The organism is Pseudomonas sp. ABa2 (assembly GCF_056676075.1).
This window is the reverse complement of sequence record NZ_CM155239.1, coordinates 2,771,409-2,785,157: the sequence shown is the minus strand read 5'-3', so window position 1 is coordinate 2,785,157 and position 13,749 is coordinate 2,771,409. Positions and strand designations below refer to the sequence as shown.

Genomic DNA, 13,749 nt, shown 5'->3' with positions numbered 1-13,749 from the left:
GCAAACGAAAACGGCGCCCAAGGGCGCCGTTTTTGTTCCTGCGGTCGTTACACGCCCAGCTTGTCGCGCAGGGTGTAGTACCAGGCGCCGAGGGCGCTGAACGGTACCTGGAACATCCGCCCGCCGGGGAAGGGGTAGTGCGGCAGGTTGGCGAAGGCGTCGAAACGCTCGGCCTGGCCGCGCAGCGCCTCAGCCAGCACCTTGCCGGCCAGGTGGGTGTAGGTCACGCCATGGCCGCTGCAACCCTGCGAATAGTAGATGTTGTCGCCGAGGCGGCCGACCTGGGGCAGGCGCGACAGGGTCAGCAGGAAGTTGCCGGTCCAGGCGAAGTCGATCTTCACGTTCTTCAGCTGGGGGAAGGTCTTGAGCATCTTCGGCCGGATGATCGCCTCGATATTGGCCGGGTCGCGCGCGCCGTAGACCACGCCGCCGCCGAAGATCAGGCGCTTGTCGCCGGACAGGCGATAGTAGTCGAGCAGGTAGTTGCAGTCCTCGACGCAGTAATCCTGCGGCAACAGGCTGGCGGCCAGTTCGTCGGACAGCGGCTCGGTGGTGATCACCTGGGTGCCGCAGGGCATCGACTTGGCCGACAGCTCCGGCATCAGATTGCCGAGGTAGGCGTTGCCCGCCACCACCACGAACTTGGCCTTGATCCGCCCTTCGGGGGTGTGCACCACCGGGTTGGCGCCGCGGTCGATGCGGGTGGCCGGGGATTGCTCGTAGATCACCCCGCCGAGCGACTCCACCGCGGCGGCCTCGCCCAGGGCCAGGTTCAGCGGATGGATATGGCCGCCGCTCATGTCGAGCATGCCGCCGACATAGTTGTCGGTGGCCACCACCTCGCGGATGCGCTTGGCGTCCATCAGTTCCAGCTGGGTATGGCCGTAGCGCTCCCACAGCTTCTTCTGCGCTTCCAGGTGGCCCATCTGCTTGTCGGTGAGCGCGGCGAACACGCCGCCGTCCTTGAGGTCGCACTGGATGTCGTACTTGGCGATGCGCTCACGGATGATGCGCCCGCCCTCGAAGGCCATCTGCCCGAGCAGTTGCGCCTGCTTGGGGCCGACGCTGCGCTCGATCACGTCGATGTCGCGGCTGTAGCTGTTGACGATCTGTCCGCCGTTGCGCCCGGAGGCACCGAAGCCGACCTTGGCCGCCTCGACGATGCTCACTTTGAAGCCGTTCTCCAGCAGGAACAGCGCGGTGGACAGGCCGGTGTAGCCGGCGCCGACGATGCAGACGTCCGTTTCCACGTCACCTTGCAGGGCAGGGCGCTGGGGAACGGGGTTGGCAGAAGCGGCGTAGTAGGATTGTGGGTATGCCGTGTGCGCCATTTTGAACCTCTGTTCTTTATTTTTTACGAATGAGCCGATCCTACCTGAGTTGAAAATGCCCGGCTAGTGCCTGTGCAAAATATTCAACGAGCCTGGCTGAAATAAAAAATTTGGCCTATTTCAGTGAGTTAGCGAAAAAACCTGTTGACGGCCAAAAACTTCTGCGTAGAATGCGCACCCATCGAAGGCACATAGCTCAGTTGGTTAGAGCACCACCTTGACATGGTGGGGGTCGTTGGTTCGAGTCCAATTGTGCCTACCAAATCGATAAAAAGGGGTCGTTGATACGACCCCTTTTTTGTTGCTCGTCATTCGTGGCGGCAAAAACTTCCGGGAATTCCGCTCGGATATTGTCTGTGGTTGCTTGTCAGGGTTCAGGCTTTCTGAAAGCATCCGCACTCTTTACTTCCAGTGACTCTGGTTCGGTTCTGGTTGGCCCTTGGGGCTCCTGCCATCGTTCGGCAGGTATACCGCCGGATCGCTTCCTGGCTCATCCCAACCCACGTGACCTTTGGTAGGGGTCACCACTAGGAGAGGAGGCGCCATGCCCATCATTACTCTTCCCGACGGCAGTCAGCGTTCGTTCGATCATCCGGTTTCCGTGCTGGAGGTCGCCCAGTCCATTGGTGCGGGCCTGGCCAAGGCCACCCTGGCCGGTAAGGTCAATGGTCGCCAGGTCGATGCTTGCGACCTGATCGAGGCTGACGCGACCCTGCAGATCATCACGCCGAAGGACGAAGAGGGGCTGGAGATCATCCGCCACTCCTGCGCTCACCTGGTTGGGCATGCGGTCAAGCAGCTCTATCCGAACGCCAAGATGGTGATCGGTCCGGTCATCGATGAAGGCTTCTATTACGACATTGCCATTGACCGTCCTTTCACCCCGGAAGACATGGCGGCCATCGAAAAGCGTATGGCTGAGCTGATCGACAAGGACTACGACGTCATCAAGAAGATGACGCCGCGTGCCGAGGTCGTCGAGCTGTTCAGGGCGCGCGGCGAGGAATACAAGCTGCGCCTGATCGACGATATGCCGGACGAGCAGGCCATGGGGCTGTACTTCCATGAGGAGTACGTCGACATGTGCCGCGGTCCGCACGTCCCCAACACCCGTTTCCTCAAGGCGTTCAAGCTGACCCGTATTTCCGGTGCCTACTGGCGCGGTGATTCGAAGAATGAGCAGCTGCAGCGCATCTATGGCACCGCCTGGGCGGACAAGAAGCAGCTGGCGGCCTATATCCAGCGCATCGAAGAAGCCGAGAAGCGCGATCACCGCAAGATCGGCAAGCGCCTGGACCTGTTCCATACCCAGGAAGAGGCGCCGGGCATGGTGTTCTGGCATCCCAATGGCTGGACCCTGTACCAAGTGCTCGAACAGTACATGCGTCAGGTGCAGCGCGAGCATGGTTACCTGGAGATCAAGACGCCGCAGGTAGTCGATCGCAGCCTGTGGGAGAAGTCCGGGCACTGGGCCAACTACGCCGAGAACATGTTCACCACCGAATCGGAAAGCCGCGATTACGCGATCAAGCCGATGAACTGCCCGTGCCACGTACAGGTATTCAATCAGGGGCTGAAGAGCTATCGCGAGCTGCCGATGCGCCTGGCCGAGTTCGGTGCCTGCCACCGCAACGAGCCGTCCGGGGCGCTGCACGGCATCATGCGCGTGCGCGGCTTCACTCAGGATGACGCGCACATCTTCTGCACCGAAGAGCAGATGCAGGCCGAATCCGCCGACTTCATCAAGCTGACCCAGGCGGTCTACGCCGACTTCGGTTTCACCGACATCCAGCTCAAGCTGTCCACTCGTCCGGAAAAGCGCGTGGGTTCCGACGAGCTGTGGGATCGCGCCGAGGCGGCCCTGGCGGCGGCGCTCGACAGTGCCGGGCTGGCCTATGACCTGCAGCCGGGCGAGGGCGCCTTCTACGGGCCGAAGATCGAGTTCTCGCTGAAGGATTGCCTGGGGCGCGTGTGGCAGTGCGGTACTCTGCAGCTGGACTTCAATCTGCCGGTGCGCCTGGGCGCGGAGTACGTTTCCGAGGACAACAACCGCAAGCATCCGGTCATGCTGCACCGGGCGATCCTCGGTTCCTTCGAGCGCTTCATCGGCATCCTCATCGAGCACTACGAAGGGGCGTTCCCGGCCTGGCTGGCGCCGACCCAGGCGGTGATCATGAATATCACTGACAAGCAGGCCGATTTTGCCCGCGAAGCAGAGAAAACTCTCAACCAAAGCGGTTTTCGTGCCAGGGCTGACTTGAGAAACGAAAAGATCGGCTTTAAAATCCGCGAGCATACCTTGCTCAAGGTTCCCTATCTCTTGGTTATTGGAGATCGGGAGGTTGAGACACGATCCGTTGCTGTGCGCACCCGTGAAGGCGTCGATCTGGGCTCCATGCCCCTCGAGCAGTTCGCCGCGCAATTGCAGCAAGCGGTTTCCCGGCGTGGTCGCCAAGATTCGGAGTAATAACTATTAAGCGTGAAATGAGACAGGATAAGCGGGCCGCTCCCAAGGCGCCGATCAACGAGAACATCACCGCACGTGAGGTTCGCCTGATTGGTGCGGACGGCGAGCAGGTTGGTATTGTTTCGATTGATGAGGCATTGCGCGTGGCTGAAGAAGCCAAGCTGGATCTGGTAGAGATCTCCGCTGACGCAGTCCCGCCGGTTTGCCGCATCATGGACTACGGCAAGCACCTGTTCGAAAAGAAAAAGCAGGCTGCTATTGCGAAGAAGAATCAGCACCAGCAACAGATCAAAGAGATCAAGTTTCGTCCAGGGACGGAAGAAGGGGATTACCAGGTAAAACTACGCAACCTGGTACGTTTCCTTGAAGATGGGGACAAGGCCAAGGTATCGCTACGATTCCGCGGCCGTGAGATGGCCCACCAGGAACTGGGCATGGAGCTGTTGAAGCGGGTCGAAGCCGACCTCGCCGAACTCGGCACCGTTGAACAGCATCCTAAGCTGGAAGGACGCCAGCTGATGATGGTCATCGCTCCCAAGAAGCGTAAATAACCTCCCGGGCACTGGCAGGCCTGATGGTTATCAGTTGTTAATGAATGCGGAGTACCAAACATGCCAAAGATGAAAACCAAGAGCGGCGCTGCAAAGCGCTTCCTGAAGACTGCTTCGGGCTTCAAGCACAAGCACGCTTTCAAGAGCCACATCCTGACCAAGATGTCCACCAAACGTAAGCGTCAGCTGCGCGGCAGCTCGCTGATCGGCCCGTCGGACAAAGCTAAAGTCGAGCGCATGCTGCGCGTTCGTTAATCGGTCAAGATATTTAGAGGTAATTACTCATGGCTCGTGTTAAGCGTGGCGTTATCGCTCGTGCTCGTCACAAAAAAATCCTGAAGCTCGCCAAGGGCTACTACGGTGCGCGTTCGCGCGTGTTCCGCGTCGCCAAGCAGGCGGTGATCAAGGCAGGCCAATACGCCTACCGCGACCGTCGTCAGCGCAAGCGTCAGTTCCGTGCTCTGTGGATCGCCCGTATCAACGCCGGTGCTCGCGTCAACGGTCTGTCCTACAGCCGTCTGATCGCTGGCCTGAAAAAGGCGTCGATCGAAATCGACCGTAAGGTCCTGGCCGATTTGGCAGTGAACGAAAAAGCGGCGTTTGCTGCGATTGTCGAGAAAGCTAAGGCCGTTCTGGCTTAAGTCCCCCGACAATCACCGGGCTTGCCCGGTGGCAACGTCAAAGATAGGGGAAGAGCCTTCAAGCTCTTCCCCTATTTCGTATCTGGAGTCCGTACATGGAAAACCTGGATGCATTGGTCTCGCAAGCGCTAGAGGCCGTGCAAAACACCGCAGACGTCAACGCCCTGGAACAACTCCGGGTTCAGTATCTCGGCAAGAAGGGCGAGCTGACCGCCCTGATGCAGACCCTGGGCAAGCTGTCGGCCGAGGAGCGTCCGCAGGCTGGCGCCCTGATCAACGCCGCCAAGAACCAGGTTCAGGACGCCCTGAACGCCCGCAAATCCGTGCTTGAGCAGGCCCTGCTCGCCGAGAAGCTGGCGTCCGAGCGCATCGACGTGACCCTGCCGGGCCGCGGCCAGGCTTCTGGCGGCCTGCACCCGGTCACCCGTACCCTCGAGCGTGTCGAGCAGTTCTTCACCCATATCGGCTACAACGTCGCCGAGGGCCCGGAAGTCGAAGACGATTACCACAACTTCGAAGCCCTCAACATCCCCGGCCACCATCCGGCGCGGGCGATGCACGACACCTTCTATTTCAACGCCAACATGCTGCTGCGCACCCACACCTCGCCGGTGCAGGTGCGCACCATGGAGTCGCAGCAGCCGCCGATCCGCATCGTCTGCCCCGGCCGCGTCTATCGCTGCGACTCCGATATCACCCACTCGCCGATGTTCCACCAGGTCGAAGGCCTGCTGGTCGACGAGGGCATCAGCTTCGCCGACCTCAAGGGCACCATCGAGGAGTTCCTCCGGGTGTTCTTCGAGAAGCCGCTGGGCGTGCGTTTCCGTCCGTCCTTCTTCCCCTTCACCGAGCCCTCGGCCGAAGTCGACATGCAGTGCGTGATGTGCTCGGGCAAGGGCTGTCGCGTGTGCAAGCAGACCGGCTGGCTGGAAGTGATGGGCTGCGGCATGGTGCATCCGGACGTGCTGCGCATGAGCGGCATCGATCCGGAGAAATACTCCGGCTTCGCCTTCGGCATGGGCGTCGAGCGCCTGGCCATGCTGCGTTATGGCGTCAATGACTTGCGCCTGTTCTTCGATAACGACCTGCGGTTTCTGGCGCAATTTCGCTAGTACCGCCTTCGTCATCGAATTCGTTTAAGGAGAACAGACAGTATGAAATTCAGTGAACAGTGGCTGCGCAGCTGGGTGAACCCGGACGTCTCGCGCGACGAGCTGGTGGCCCGCCTGTCCATGGTCGGCCTGGAAGTGGACGCGGTGATCCCGGTCGCCGGCCAGTTCAGCGGCGTGGTGGTGGGCGAGATCCTCAGCGCCGAGCAGCACCCGGACGCCGACAAGCTGCGTGTGTGCCAGGTCAGCAACGGCAGCGCCAACTTCCAGGTGGTTTGCGGTGCGCCCAACGCCCGTGCCGGCATCAAGATTCCCTTCGCCATGATCGGCGCCGAACTGCCGGGCGACTTCAAGATCAAGCAAGCCAAGCTGCGCGGCGTGGAGTCCCAGGGCATGCTCTGCTCGGCCTCCGAACTGCAGATCAGCGACGACAACAGCGGCCTGATGGAGCTGGCGGCGGATGCTCCGGTCGGCCAGGACATTCGCGCCTACCTGGGCCTGGACGATGCCAGCATCGAAATCGGCCTGACCCCCAACCGCGGCGACTGCCTGTCGCTGGCCGGCCTGGCACGCGAAGTCGGCGCCATCTACGCCGCCCCGGTAACAGCAGTCTCCGTCACCCCGGTCGCCGCTGCCCATGACGAAGTGCGTCCGGTTGAAGTGCTGGCGCCCAAGGCCTGCCCGCGCTACCTGGGTCGTGTCATTCGCAACGTTGACCTGTCCAAGCCGACCCCGCTGTGGATGGTCGAGCGCCTGCGCCGTTCCGACATCCGCAGCATCGACGCCGCCGTCGACATCACCAACTACGTGATGCTCGAGCTTGGCCAGCCGATGCACGCCTTCGACCTCGCCGAGATCAACGGCGGCATTCGCGTGCGCATGGCCGAAGAGGGCGAGAAGCTGGTCCTGCTGGATGGCCAGGAAGTCAGCCTGCGCGCCGACACCCTGGTGATCGCCGACCACGAGCGCGCCCTGGCCATTGCCGGCGTGATGGGCGGCGAGCACAGCGGTGTGAGCGGCAAGACCCGCGATCTGTTCCTCGAGAGCGCCTTCTTCGACAACATCGCCGTGGCCGGCAAGGCGCGCTCCTATGGCCTGCACACCGATTCCTCGCATCGCTTCGAGCGCGGCGTCGACTCGCAGCTGGCGCGCAGCGCCATGGAGCGCGCCACTGCGCTGCTGCTGGAGATCGTCGGCGGGGACGCCGGCCCGATCATCGAAGTGGCCAGTGCGGCCGACCTGCCAAACGTCGCGCCGATCACTCTGCGCGCCGAGCGCATCAGCCAGATGCTTGGCCTGGACATGGACGGCGCCGAAGTCGAGCGCCTGCTCAGCGCGCTGGGCCTGGGCGTGACCGCCGAGGGCGCCGGTCAGTGGCAGGTCAGCGTGCCGAGCCACCGCTTCGATATCAGCCTGGAAGTGGACCTGATCGAAGAGCTGGGTCGTCTGTACGGTTACAACCGCCTGCCGGTGCGTTACCCGCAGGCGCGCTTGGCCCCGCAGGCCAAGGCCGAAGCCCGTGCCGAGCTGCCGGCCCTGCGTCGCCTGCTGGTGGCGCGCGGTTACCAGGAAGCCATCACCTACAGCTTCATAGATCCCAAGCTGTTCGAGCTGTTCAACCCAGGCGTCGTCCCGCTGCAACTGGCCAACCCGATCTCCGCCGATATGGCCGCCATGCGCTCCTCGCTGTGGCCGGGCCTGGTCAAGGCGCTGGAGCACAACCTCAATCGCCAGCAGTCGCGCGTGCGTCTGTTCGAGAGCGGTCTGCGTTTCGTCGGCCAGCTCGAAGGTCTCAAGCAGGAAGCCATGCTGGGCGGCGTGATCAGTGGCGGCCGTCTGCCGGAAGGCTGGGCCAATGGCCGGGAGAGTGTGGACTTCTACGATCTGAAGGCCGATGTCGAGGCGCTGCTGGGTTGTGCCGGCGCTGCCGATGCCTTCAGCTTCGTGCCGGGCGAGCATCCGGCGCTGCACCCGGGTCAGACCGCGCGCATCGAGCGGGAGGGGCGTCTGGTCGGTTTCATCGGTGCCCTGCATCCGGAACTGGCCAAGACCCTCGGTCTGGATCAGCCGGTGTTCCTCTTCGAGTTGCTGTTGGCCGAAGTGGCGGTCGGGCGCATGCCGGTGTTCAGCGAGCTGTCGCGCTTCCCCGAAGTACGCCGCGACCTGGCACTGCTGGTCGATCGCGAACAGCCGGCCGAGGCCGTGCTCGCCGCCATTCGCGAGGCGGCGGGCGAGTGGCTGACAGACCTCAAGCTATTTGACGTCTATCACGGTAAAGGCATTGATCCGCTTAGAAAAAGCCTGGCAGTCGGCTTGACCTGGCAGCATCCATCGCGCACTCTTAATGACGATGAGGTGAGTACTACTACGCAAAATATCCTCACCTGCCTCGAACAAAGGTTCAACGCCACGTTAAGGAAGTAGCGTATGGGGGCTCTGACGAAAGCTGAAATGGCGGAACGTCTGTACGAAGAGCTCGGCCTGAACAAACGGGAAGCCAAGGAGCTGGTGGAGCTGTTTTTTGAAGAGATCCGCCAGGCTCTGGAGCTGAACGAACAGGTCAAGCTTTCCGGGTTCGGTAACTTCGACTTGCGCGACAAGCGCCAGCGACCCGGCCGCAACCCGAAAACAGGAGAGGAGATCCCGATCACGGCTCGCCGTGTGGTCACCTTTCGTCCAGGGCAAAAACTGAAGGCCAGGGTCGAGGCATATGCTGGAACCAAGTCATAACGACGAGCTACCGGCGATACCCGGCAAGCGCTACTTCACCATCGGCGAAGTCAGCGAGCTCTGCGCGGTCAAGCCCCATGTCCTGCGTTATTGGGAACAGGAGTTTCCACAACTCAATCCGGTCAAGCGGCGGGGTAACCGCCGTTACTACCAGCGCCAGGACGTGCTGATGATCCGGCAGATTCGCGCGTTGCTCTACGATCAGGGCTTCACCATCGGCGGGGCGCGTCAGCGCCTCTCCGGCGACGAGGCCAAGGACGACACCACCCAGTATCGTCAGCTGATCAAGCAGATGATCGTCGAGCTCGAGGACGTGTTGCACGTCCTGCGGAAATAGGGCAAAAGAAAAAGTTGCCTTAATTCAAAAGCTTAATGTATAGTTCTTCCCGCTTTCGGTAACACGTAAGCATCGTCGGGGCGTAGCGCAGCCCGGTAGCGCACTTGCATGGGGTGCAAGGGGTCGAGTGTTCGAATCACTCCGTCCCGACCAAAAAACCCTAGAAAATCCAACCACTTAGCGGTGGTTGGATTTTTTTATGCCCGATGGTTTTGTTGCGATTCCAGGAAAATGGCTTTCTGGTTGCCAATTGGTTGCCAATTGAGATTGGCTTATCCATGATGTCTTTTTGGCTATTTGGTCACAAAAGCCGAGCCCAAGGTCTCATGTTGGTAGTGCAAGGTGAATAGCCAGAGCCTGAGGGCCCAATTTTTGTTGGGGAGCTTGAATAATGCTTGGATTGACTTTACGGGAAGAGTTTCGAGGCAAGCGCCTCAAAGGGACAGCAATCGAGCTCTCCAACGACGCAAATACTGGTGCGACGCAAATTGCCGCACAGCAGTTTCTTGAGATCACCTATCCGACCCATGACCTGTTAAAGGGCATTGAGGCCGTAGGCCCTAACCAGGGGCGTCCGGTGGTAGTGATCGGGGAGCGTGGTCTGGGTAAGTCCCACTTGATGGCTGCTCTTTATCACGCCGTTAACGATCCAGTATCGACTGGGGCCTGGCTAAACGGATGGGCTGCCACGCTAGGTGATGCCCATGTCAGTCAGATCGCTTTGCGCAATGGAATGTTGGTCATTGGCGAGAGCCTTCACCGCCAGCGCTACAAATTTTTGTGGGATTTGTTGTTCGAGCGCCATCCTCGCGGCGAATTCATCAAAGGTAAGTGGGAGGGTATGGGGGCGGCCAAGACCGATATCCCATCTGACAAACTCATCGTTGAGCTCCTAGAGCACACGCCAACAATGTTGCTGCTGGATGAATTCCAGACCTGGTACGACGGCCTGACAAATACTAAGCAGTACCCATGGAAGAACTGGGCGTTTAACTTCATCCAGATCCTTTCGGAGATTGCCAAAGAGCGGCCAGATTTGTTGGTGCTCGTGATCTCCGTCCGTAATGGTGGCAGCGATGCCTACCAGCAGGTACACCGCGTTAATCCTGTAGCCATTGACTTCAAAGCGGGGGGCAATGCTGAGCGCATCCAGCAGGATCGGCGGCGAATGTTGCTGCACCGTTTGTTCGACAACCGTCTTCAGATAGCTGACGGCACTATTGAGTCATTGGTCGCCCAGCACGTCTCAGAATACTTCCGCCTGCTTGATGTGCCGCCGGCCGAGCAGGAGCGCAAACGCCGCGAATTCACCGAGTCTTGGCCTTATGCACCACACCTGTTGCGTCTGCTGGAGGAACAGGTGCTGATAGCCACTGACGCGCAGGAAACGCGCGACATGATTCGTATCCTGGCCAACCTTTACAAGAGCCGTGGCGAAGCAGTGCCTGTGCTCACCGCCGCCGACTTCCGGCTGGATGACGATGCCTCGGGCATTGGCGCGCTGTTGGACTCGGTGTCCAACGAGCACCATCGCACCCTGCGAGAAAAGGCACAGCACAACATCATCTCGGTAACCGAGGCAGTGTACGACCATGCAGATCTTGCGCCGCACTTGCAAGAGATTGTGGGCGCACTGTGGCTGCGGTCGATTGCCGTTGGCAATCTTGCCGGGGCCGATCCAGCCACGCTGCAGGTTGACATCACGCGTAGCAAGCCGGTAGACGGTAATGCCTTCCAGGTTGAACTGGCGACGATTATTGAGAACAGCTTCAACATCCATCAGGACGGCCCACGCCTGGTCTTCCGTGAGGAAGAAAACCCACGGGCCAAATTGATGGCTTGTGCCCGTAACGACAAACTGTTCACCGATGGCTCTGATCAGGCGCAGCTGGCCAAGCAGATTCGCTACGTAATCGGCGGCAGCGACGAGGTCGCAATAAACTTCCGTGTAATTGCATTGCCGAGATCCTGGCAGACAGACCCATGGACACCACTTGACGAAGCCGAGCAGCCTGAGCGCTGGGATGACCGTCTGCCCGTCCTGGTACTACCGGAAGAGCCGGAAAAAATTGATCAGGCACTTGGCCGCTGGCTCAAAGATCACCTGCAAAAGCGTCGTAACACCATTCGCTTCCTGCTGCCCAGATCTGGTTCCACCAATGCATTCCTGGATCGAGATCTGCTCATCCTCGCACGCGCTGAAATGAAGGCGCAGGAGTGGAGCGGCCAGAGCCCGGAATACAAAAAACTGCACAAAGAGTTCGAAGGCACCCTGCGTGAAAACCTTAAGAGGCGCTTCGACCGTTTCGCTGTACTGCACCGCTATGATCACCAGAGCCCACTGCAATCCCTTTTCAGTGTCGAGCATCTGAAAAAGCAAGGAGCACAAATCCCCGAAGGTATCGAGGAAACGCTGACCAACGATCTTTTCGTGCCTGAAGACTTCGAAGACCTCGTGCTCGAGGCCGCCTCGGAAAATGCGCCCCTTGGCAAGCTACTGCGCGAGCTGCAGGAACCCCGCCCGGCTGGCCAGGACTGCATCCCCTGGCTGGGTGAAACCACCATGAAGGAGCGCATCCTGCGCCTATGCGCACGCGGCAAGATCGCCATCAACCTGCGTAATTTGGAGCATCTGCAAACCCACGCAGGCGAAGACGAGGAATCGGCGTGGCGGCGCTTGCGGCCCAAACTGTCCTACACCGGGCGTCAACTGGATGAAGTTTTCCTCATGGAGCCCTCGGCCGTGCCCGCTACCGGTGGCACTACGCCACAGGTGCCGCAATTACCCGCAGCTGGAACCGGAGGCGACATCTTTGGGGGGGGCACCGCTTCCGGTGTACAAGAACCGCACCCCGGTACTTCGCCCGAGCCAGCCCCAGCACCTGGCGAAATCTTCGGTGGTACTGGCAGTACTACCAAACTGCGCATCCCGCTCTCCAACCCGCCAACCTCGCCGCTCAACCTGATCGGCAAGCTTGAAGGATGGGGCATTGGCCCAGCCACGCCCGTGGCAGAGGTCTCGATCAGAGTGTCTGCTGGTCAAAGCACGCAGATTACCGGTGCTCAGCTCAAGGAACTGCTCAAGAAGTTGCCAGACGGAATGACTTTCGAGCTGAGTCTTGAGAAGGAGGACAGCTGATGGCACTCGATGCAGCAATATTGCAGCGCCTAACTCAAGGTTCCGCATCGGATGCGTGGCAATTCATTATTGAGCGCACGCTTGATATCGCTTCACGACCATTGGCCGAGGGCAACGCACCGGGCGAGGTCGTCAAGCGCGACCGAGAGATCGGAGAGCTTGATCTGTTTCTCGCTTCCAGTGGTTGGGATCTGTGGCAGTGTTTCGGTCAACCCGAGATCAGCGCTGTCGAGCGCACTTCCGATCGTCTAGCTCGTTGGTGGGCCGAGCCGAGCTATGGCAATAACGCAGCCCGTGCTGTGCTGGTTCTGGATGCCTTGAGCTTGCGGGAGCTGCCTTGGTTGCTGCAGGGCGCCAAAGAGCGCGGTTTTACTCTGCAAGGTGTTACAGCTACCGCCTCTGAGTTGCCTAGTGAAACCAACCAATTCGCCCGTGCACTGGGCTTGGCAAGTCGCAGTCAATTGCAGGCCAACGGAGGTGGCTTAGCTCACAAGCTGCAACCGGCTCAGACCGAGACCATCGATCTACCTTGGAAGGACTGTGAAAGTCTGGTTCTCAGTGCGTCCGGGGCGAAGAACTGGGTGTTCTGGCATCACTGGCCGGATGCCAAGCTGCATGACTATGGCGCAGGCCAGGGGCTTGAGCTGCTGACCAAGGACGCAGCGCAGCAGCTTTCCAGCGAGGACTTTTGGGCCTTTGTTGAGCGCCTGGCTACTGGGCGGCGCTTGGTCATTACCTCGGATCACGGCTACGCCGCCACGGGTTACTTCCCCGATGCCGATGGTGAGGTCGCCGCCCACCTCAAACAGACTTTTTCCAGCGGGCGTAGTAATGCTGGTAATGGTGACCCTGGCCCCTTCGTTCCTCCGGTTGCTTTGCAAATTCAGAGTCCTCACGGGGCTCATTTGTTGGCTATGGGACGAAGAAAATGGCGTAGCCAAGGCGGTTACCCGACTCTGACGCACGGAGGCCTCTCGCTGTTGGAGGTGTTGTCGCCATTTGTTGAGCTGACCAAATAGGCGGGCACGATATGGCGGTAGCAGATTTGCCTGACGAGCTCTTCAACGAAATACAGGGCGCTTTTCGTAAAGCTCCGGTGCTCCTTGTCGGGTCTGGATTCTCTTGCGGCTATGGCCTTCCTGGTATGGGAGCTCTGGCAGAGCACTTGCAAATACCGTTGACGACGTGCTGACCACAGATGAAGCAAAAAATATCTGGAGGGGCTGATGGAGGTGCTACCGACGTTGGATGTGGGCGAGGCTGTGGTGGTGGGCGATGCCACCCTGCTGTCGACTCGTATCAAGATGTCGAAGCCCAAGCACGAACCACGTAGTGCAACGATCCGCTTCTGGACCCGTTGGGCCGCCCCAACGGCACAAGTCGATCTGGTTGCCGCCGTAGAAAACATGCGCCACCAGTCCCGCGCACAAGAAGATTAAGGAAA

The 13,749-nt window shown here is 60.1% G+C and carries 12 protein-coding genes and 2 tRNA genes; 13 read left to right on the top strand and 1 reads right to left on the bottom strand.

The annotated features are described in order from the left end of the window. Nucleotides 1-47: 47 nt before the first annotated feature. Nucleotides 48-1,331, bottom strand: a complete 1,284-nt coding sequence (locus tag AC1G9C_RS13495) for an NAD(P)/FAD-dependent oxidoreductase (protein WP_480407825.1) — start codon at nucleotides 1,329-1,331, stop codon at nucleotides 48-50. 185 nt (nucleotides 1,332-1,516) lie between these two features. On the opposite strand from AC1G9C_RS13495, the gene AC1G9C_RS13490 reads away from it, so the two are divergent. The 13 genes from AC1G9C_RS13490 (at nucleotide 1,517) to AC1G9C_RS13430 (ending at nucleotide 13,744) form a co-directional block, all read left to right on the top strand. Next, nucleotides 1,517-1,593, top strand: a tRNA-Val gene (locus tag AC1G9C_RS13490). Between the two features lie 282 nt (nucleotides 1,594-1,875). After that, nucleotides 1,876-3,798 carry a threonine--tRNA ligase gene (thrS, locus tag AC1G9C_RS13485; protein ID WP_480407824.1) on the top strand — a complete coding sequence of 641 codons (1,923 nt, stop codon included), beginning with the start codon at nucleotides 1,876-1,878 and terminating at the stop codon, nucleotides 3,796-3,798. Then, nucleotides 3,798-4,349 (top strand): translation initiation factor IF-3, encoded by a 552-nt coding sequence (gene infC, locus AC1G9C_RS13480; protein ID WP_177342863.1) that lies wholly within the window; start codon nucleotides 3,798-3,800, stop codon nucleotides 4,347-4,349. The genes thrS and infC overlap by 1 nt, the downstream gene beginning before the upstream one ends. Before the next feature lie 60 nt (nucleotides 4,350-4,409). Continuing rightward, nucleotides 4,410-4,604, top strand: a complete 195-nt coding sequence (gene rpmI / locus AC1G9C_RS13475) for a 50S ribosomal protein L35 (RefSeq protein WP_031302581.1) — start codon at nucleotides 4,410-4,412, stop codon at nucleotides 4,602-4,604. A 29-nt stretch (nucleotides 4,605-4,633) separates the two neighbouring features. After that, the gene (rplT, locus tag AC1G9C_RS13470; RefSeq protein WP_003243409.1) at nucleotides 4,634-4,990 is read left to right on the top strand and encodes a 50S ribosomal protein L20; all 357 of its coding nucleotides are present in this window, start codon (nucleotides 4,634-4,636) and stop codon (nucleotides 4,988-4,990) included. Nucleotides 4,991-5,085: 95 nt separating this feature from the next. Next, the gene (gene pheS / locus AC1G9C_RS13465; protein ID WP_122107038.1) at nucleotides 5,086-6,102 is read left to right on the top strand and encodes a phenylalanine--tRNA ligase subunit alpha; all 1,017 of its coding nucleotides are present in this window, start codon (nucleotides 5,086-5,088) and stop codon (nucleotides 6,100-6,102) included. 42 nt (nucleotides 6,103-6,144) lie between these two features. After that, the gene (pheT, locus tag AC1G9C_RS13460; protein ID WP_480407823.1) at nucleotides 6,145-8,523 is read left to right on the top strand and encodes a phenylalanine--tRNA ligase subunit beta; all 2,379 of its coding nucleotides are present in this window, start codon (nucleotides 6,145-6,147) and stop codon (nucleotides 8,521-8,523) included. Nucleotides 8,524-8,526: 3 nt separating this feature from the next. Next, nucleotides 8,527-8,829, top strand: coding sequence for an integration host factor subunit alpha (gene ihfA, locus AC1G9C_RS13455; protein ID WP_003243414.1), 303 nt, complete (start codon nucleotides 8,527-8,529; stop codon nucleotides 8,827-8,829). Further along, nucleotides 8,810-9,166, top strand: coding sequence for a MerR family transcriptional regulator (locus AC1G9C_RS13450; protein ID WP_021441988.1), 357 nt, complete (start codon nucleotides 8,810-8,812; stop codon nucleotides 9,164-9,166). The genes ihfA and AC1G9C_RS13450 overlap by 20 nt, the downstream gene beginning before the upstream one ends. A 76-nt stretch (nucleotides 9,167-9,242) precedes the next feature. Next, nucleotides 9,243-9,319 (top strand) — tRNA-Pro (locus AC1G9C_RS13445). Between the two features lie 238 nt (nucleotides 9,320-9,557). Continuing rightward, the gene (locus tag AC1G9C_RS13440) at nucleotides 9,558-12,305 is read left to right on the top strand and encodes a DUF499 domain-containing protein (RefSeq protein ID WP_480407822.1); all 2,748 of its coding nucleotides are present in this window, start codon (nucleotides 9,558-9,560) and stop codon (nucleotides 12,303-12,305) included. Beyond that, the gene (locus AC1G9C_RS13435; RefSeq protein WP_480407821.1) at nucleotides 12,305-13,324 is read left to right on the top strand and encodes a hypothetical protein; all 1,020 of its coding nucleotides are present in this window, start codon (nucleotides 12,305-12,307) and stop codon (nucleotides 13,322-13,324) included. The genes AC1G9C_RS13440 and AC1G9C_RS13435 overlap by 1 nt, the downstream gene beginning before the upstream one ends. 207 nt (nucleotides 13,325-13,531) lie before the next feature. Next, nucleotides 13,532-13,744, top strand: coding sequence for a hypothetical protein (locus AC1G9C_RS13430; protein ID WP_480407820.1), 213 nt, complete (start codon nucleotides 13,532-13,534; stop codon nucleotides 13,742-13,744). Nucleotides 13,745-13,749 lie beyond the last annotated feature (5 nt).

Excerpts from the sequence above, each read along its gene's own strand:
- pheT (WP_480407823.1), top strand. The coding sequence starts at position 6,145 with ATGAAATTCAGTGAACAGTGGCTGCGCAGCTGGGTGAACCCGGACGTC.
- rplT (WP_003243409.1), top strand. The coding sequence starts at position 4,634 with ATGGCTCGTGTTAAGCGTGGCGTTATCGCTCGTGCTCGTCACAAAAAA.
- rpmI (WP_031302581.1), top strand. The coding sequence starts at position 4,410 with ATGCCAAAGATGAAAACCAAGAGCGGCGCTGCAAAGCGCTTCCTGAAG.
- AC1G9C_RS13440 (WP_480407822.1), top strand. The coding sequence starts at position 9,558 with ATGCTTGGATTGACTTTACGGGAAGAGTTTCGAGGCAAGCGCCTCAAA.
- ihfA (WP_003243414.1), top strand. The coding sequence starts at position 8,527 with ATGGGGGCTCTGACGAAAGCTGAAATGGCGGAACGTCTGTACGAAGAG.
- AC1G9C_RS13435 (WP_480407821.1), top strand. The coding sequence starts at position 12,305 with ATGGCACTCGATGCAGCAATATTGCAGCGCCTAACTCAAGGTTCCGCA.
- thrS (WP_480407824.1), top strand. The coding sequence starts at position 1,876 with ATGCCCATCATTACTCTTCCCGACGGCAGTCAGCGTTCGTTCGATCAT.
- AC1G9C_RS13450 (WP_021441988.1), top strand. The coding sequence starts at position 8,810 with ATGCTGGAACCAAGTCATAACGACGAGCTACCGGCGATACCCGGCAAG.
- AC1G9C_RS13495 (WP_480407825.1), bottom strand. The coding sequence starts at position 1,331 with ATGGCGCACACGGCATACCCACAATCCTACTACGCCGCTTCTGCCAAC.
- pheS (WP_122107038.1), top strand. The coding sequence starts at position 5,086 with ATGGAAAACCTGGATGCATTGGTCTCGCAAGCGCTAGAGGCCGTGCAA.
- AC1G9C_RS13430 (WP_480407820.1), top strand. The coding sequence starts at position 13,532 with ATGGAGGTGCTACCGACGTTGGATGTGGGCGAGGCTGTGGTGGTGGGC.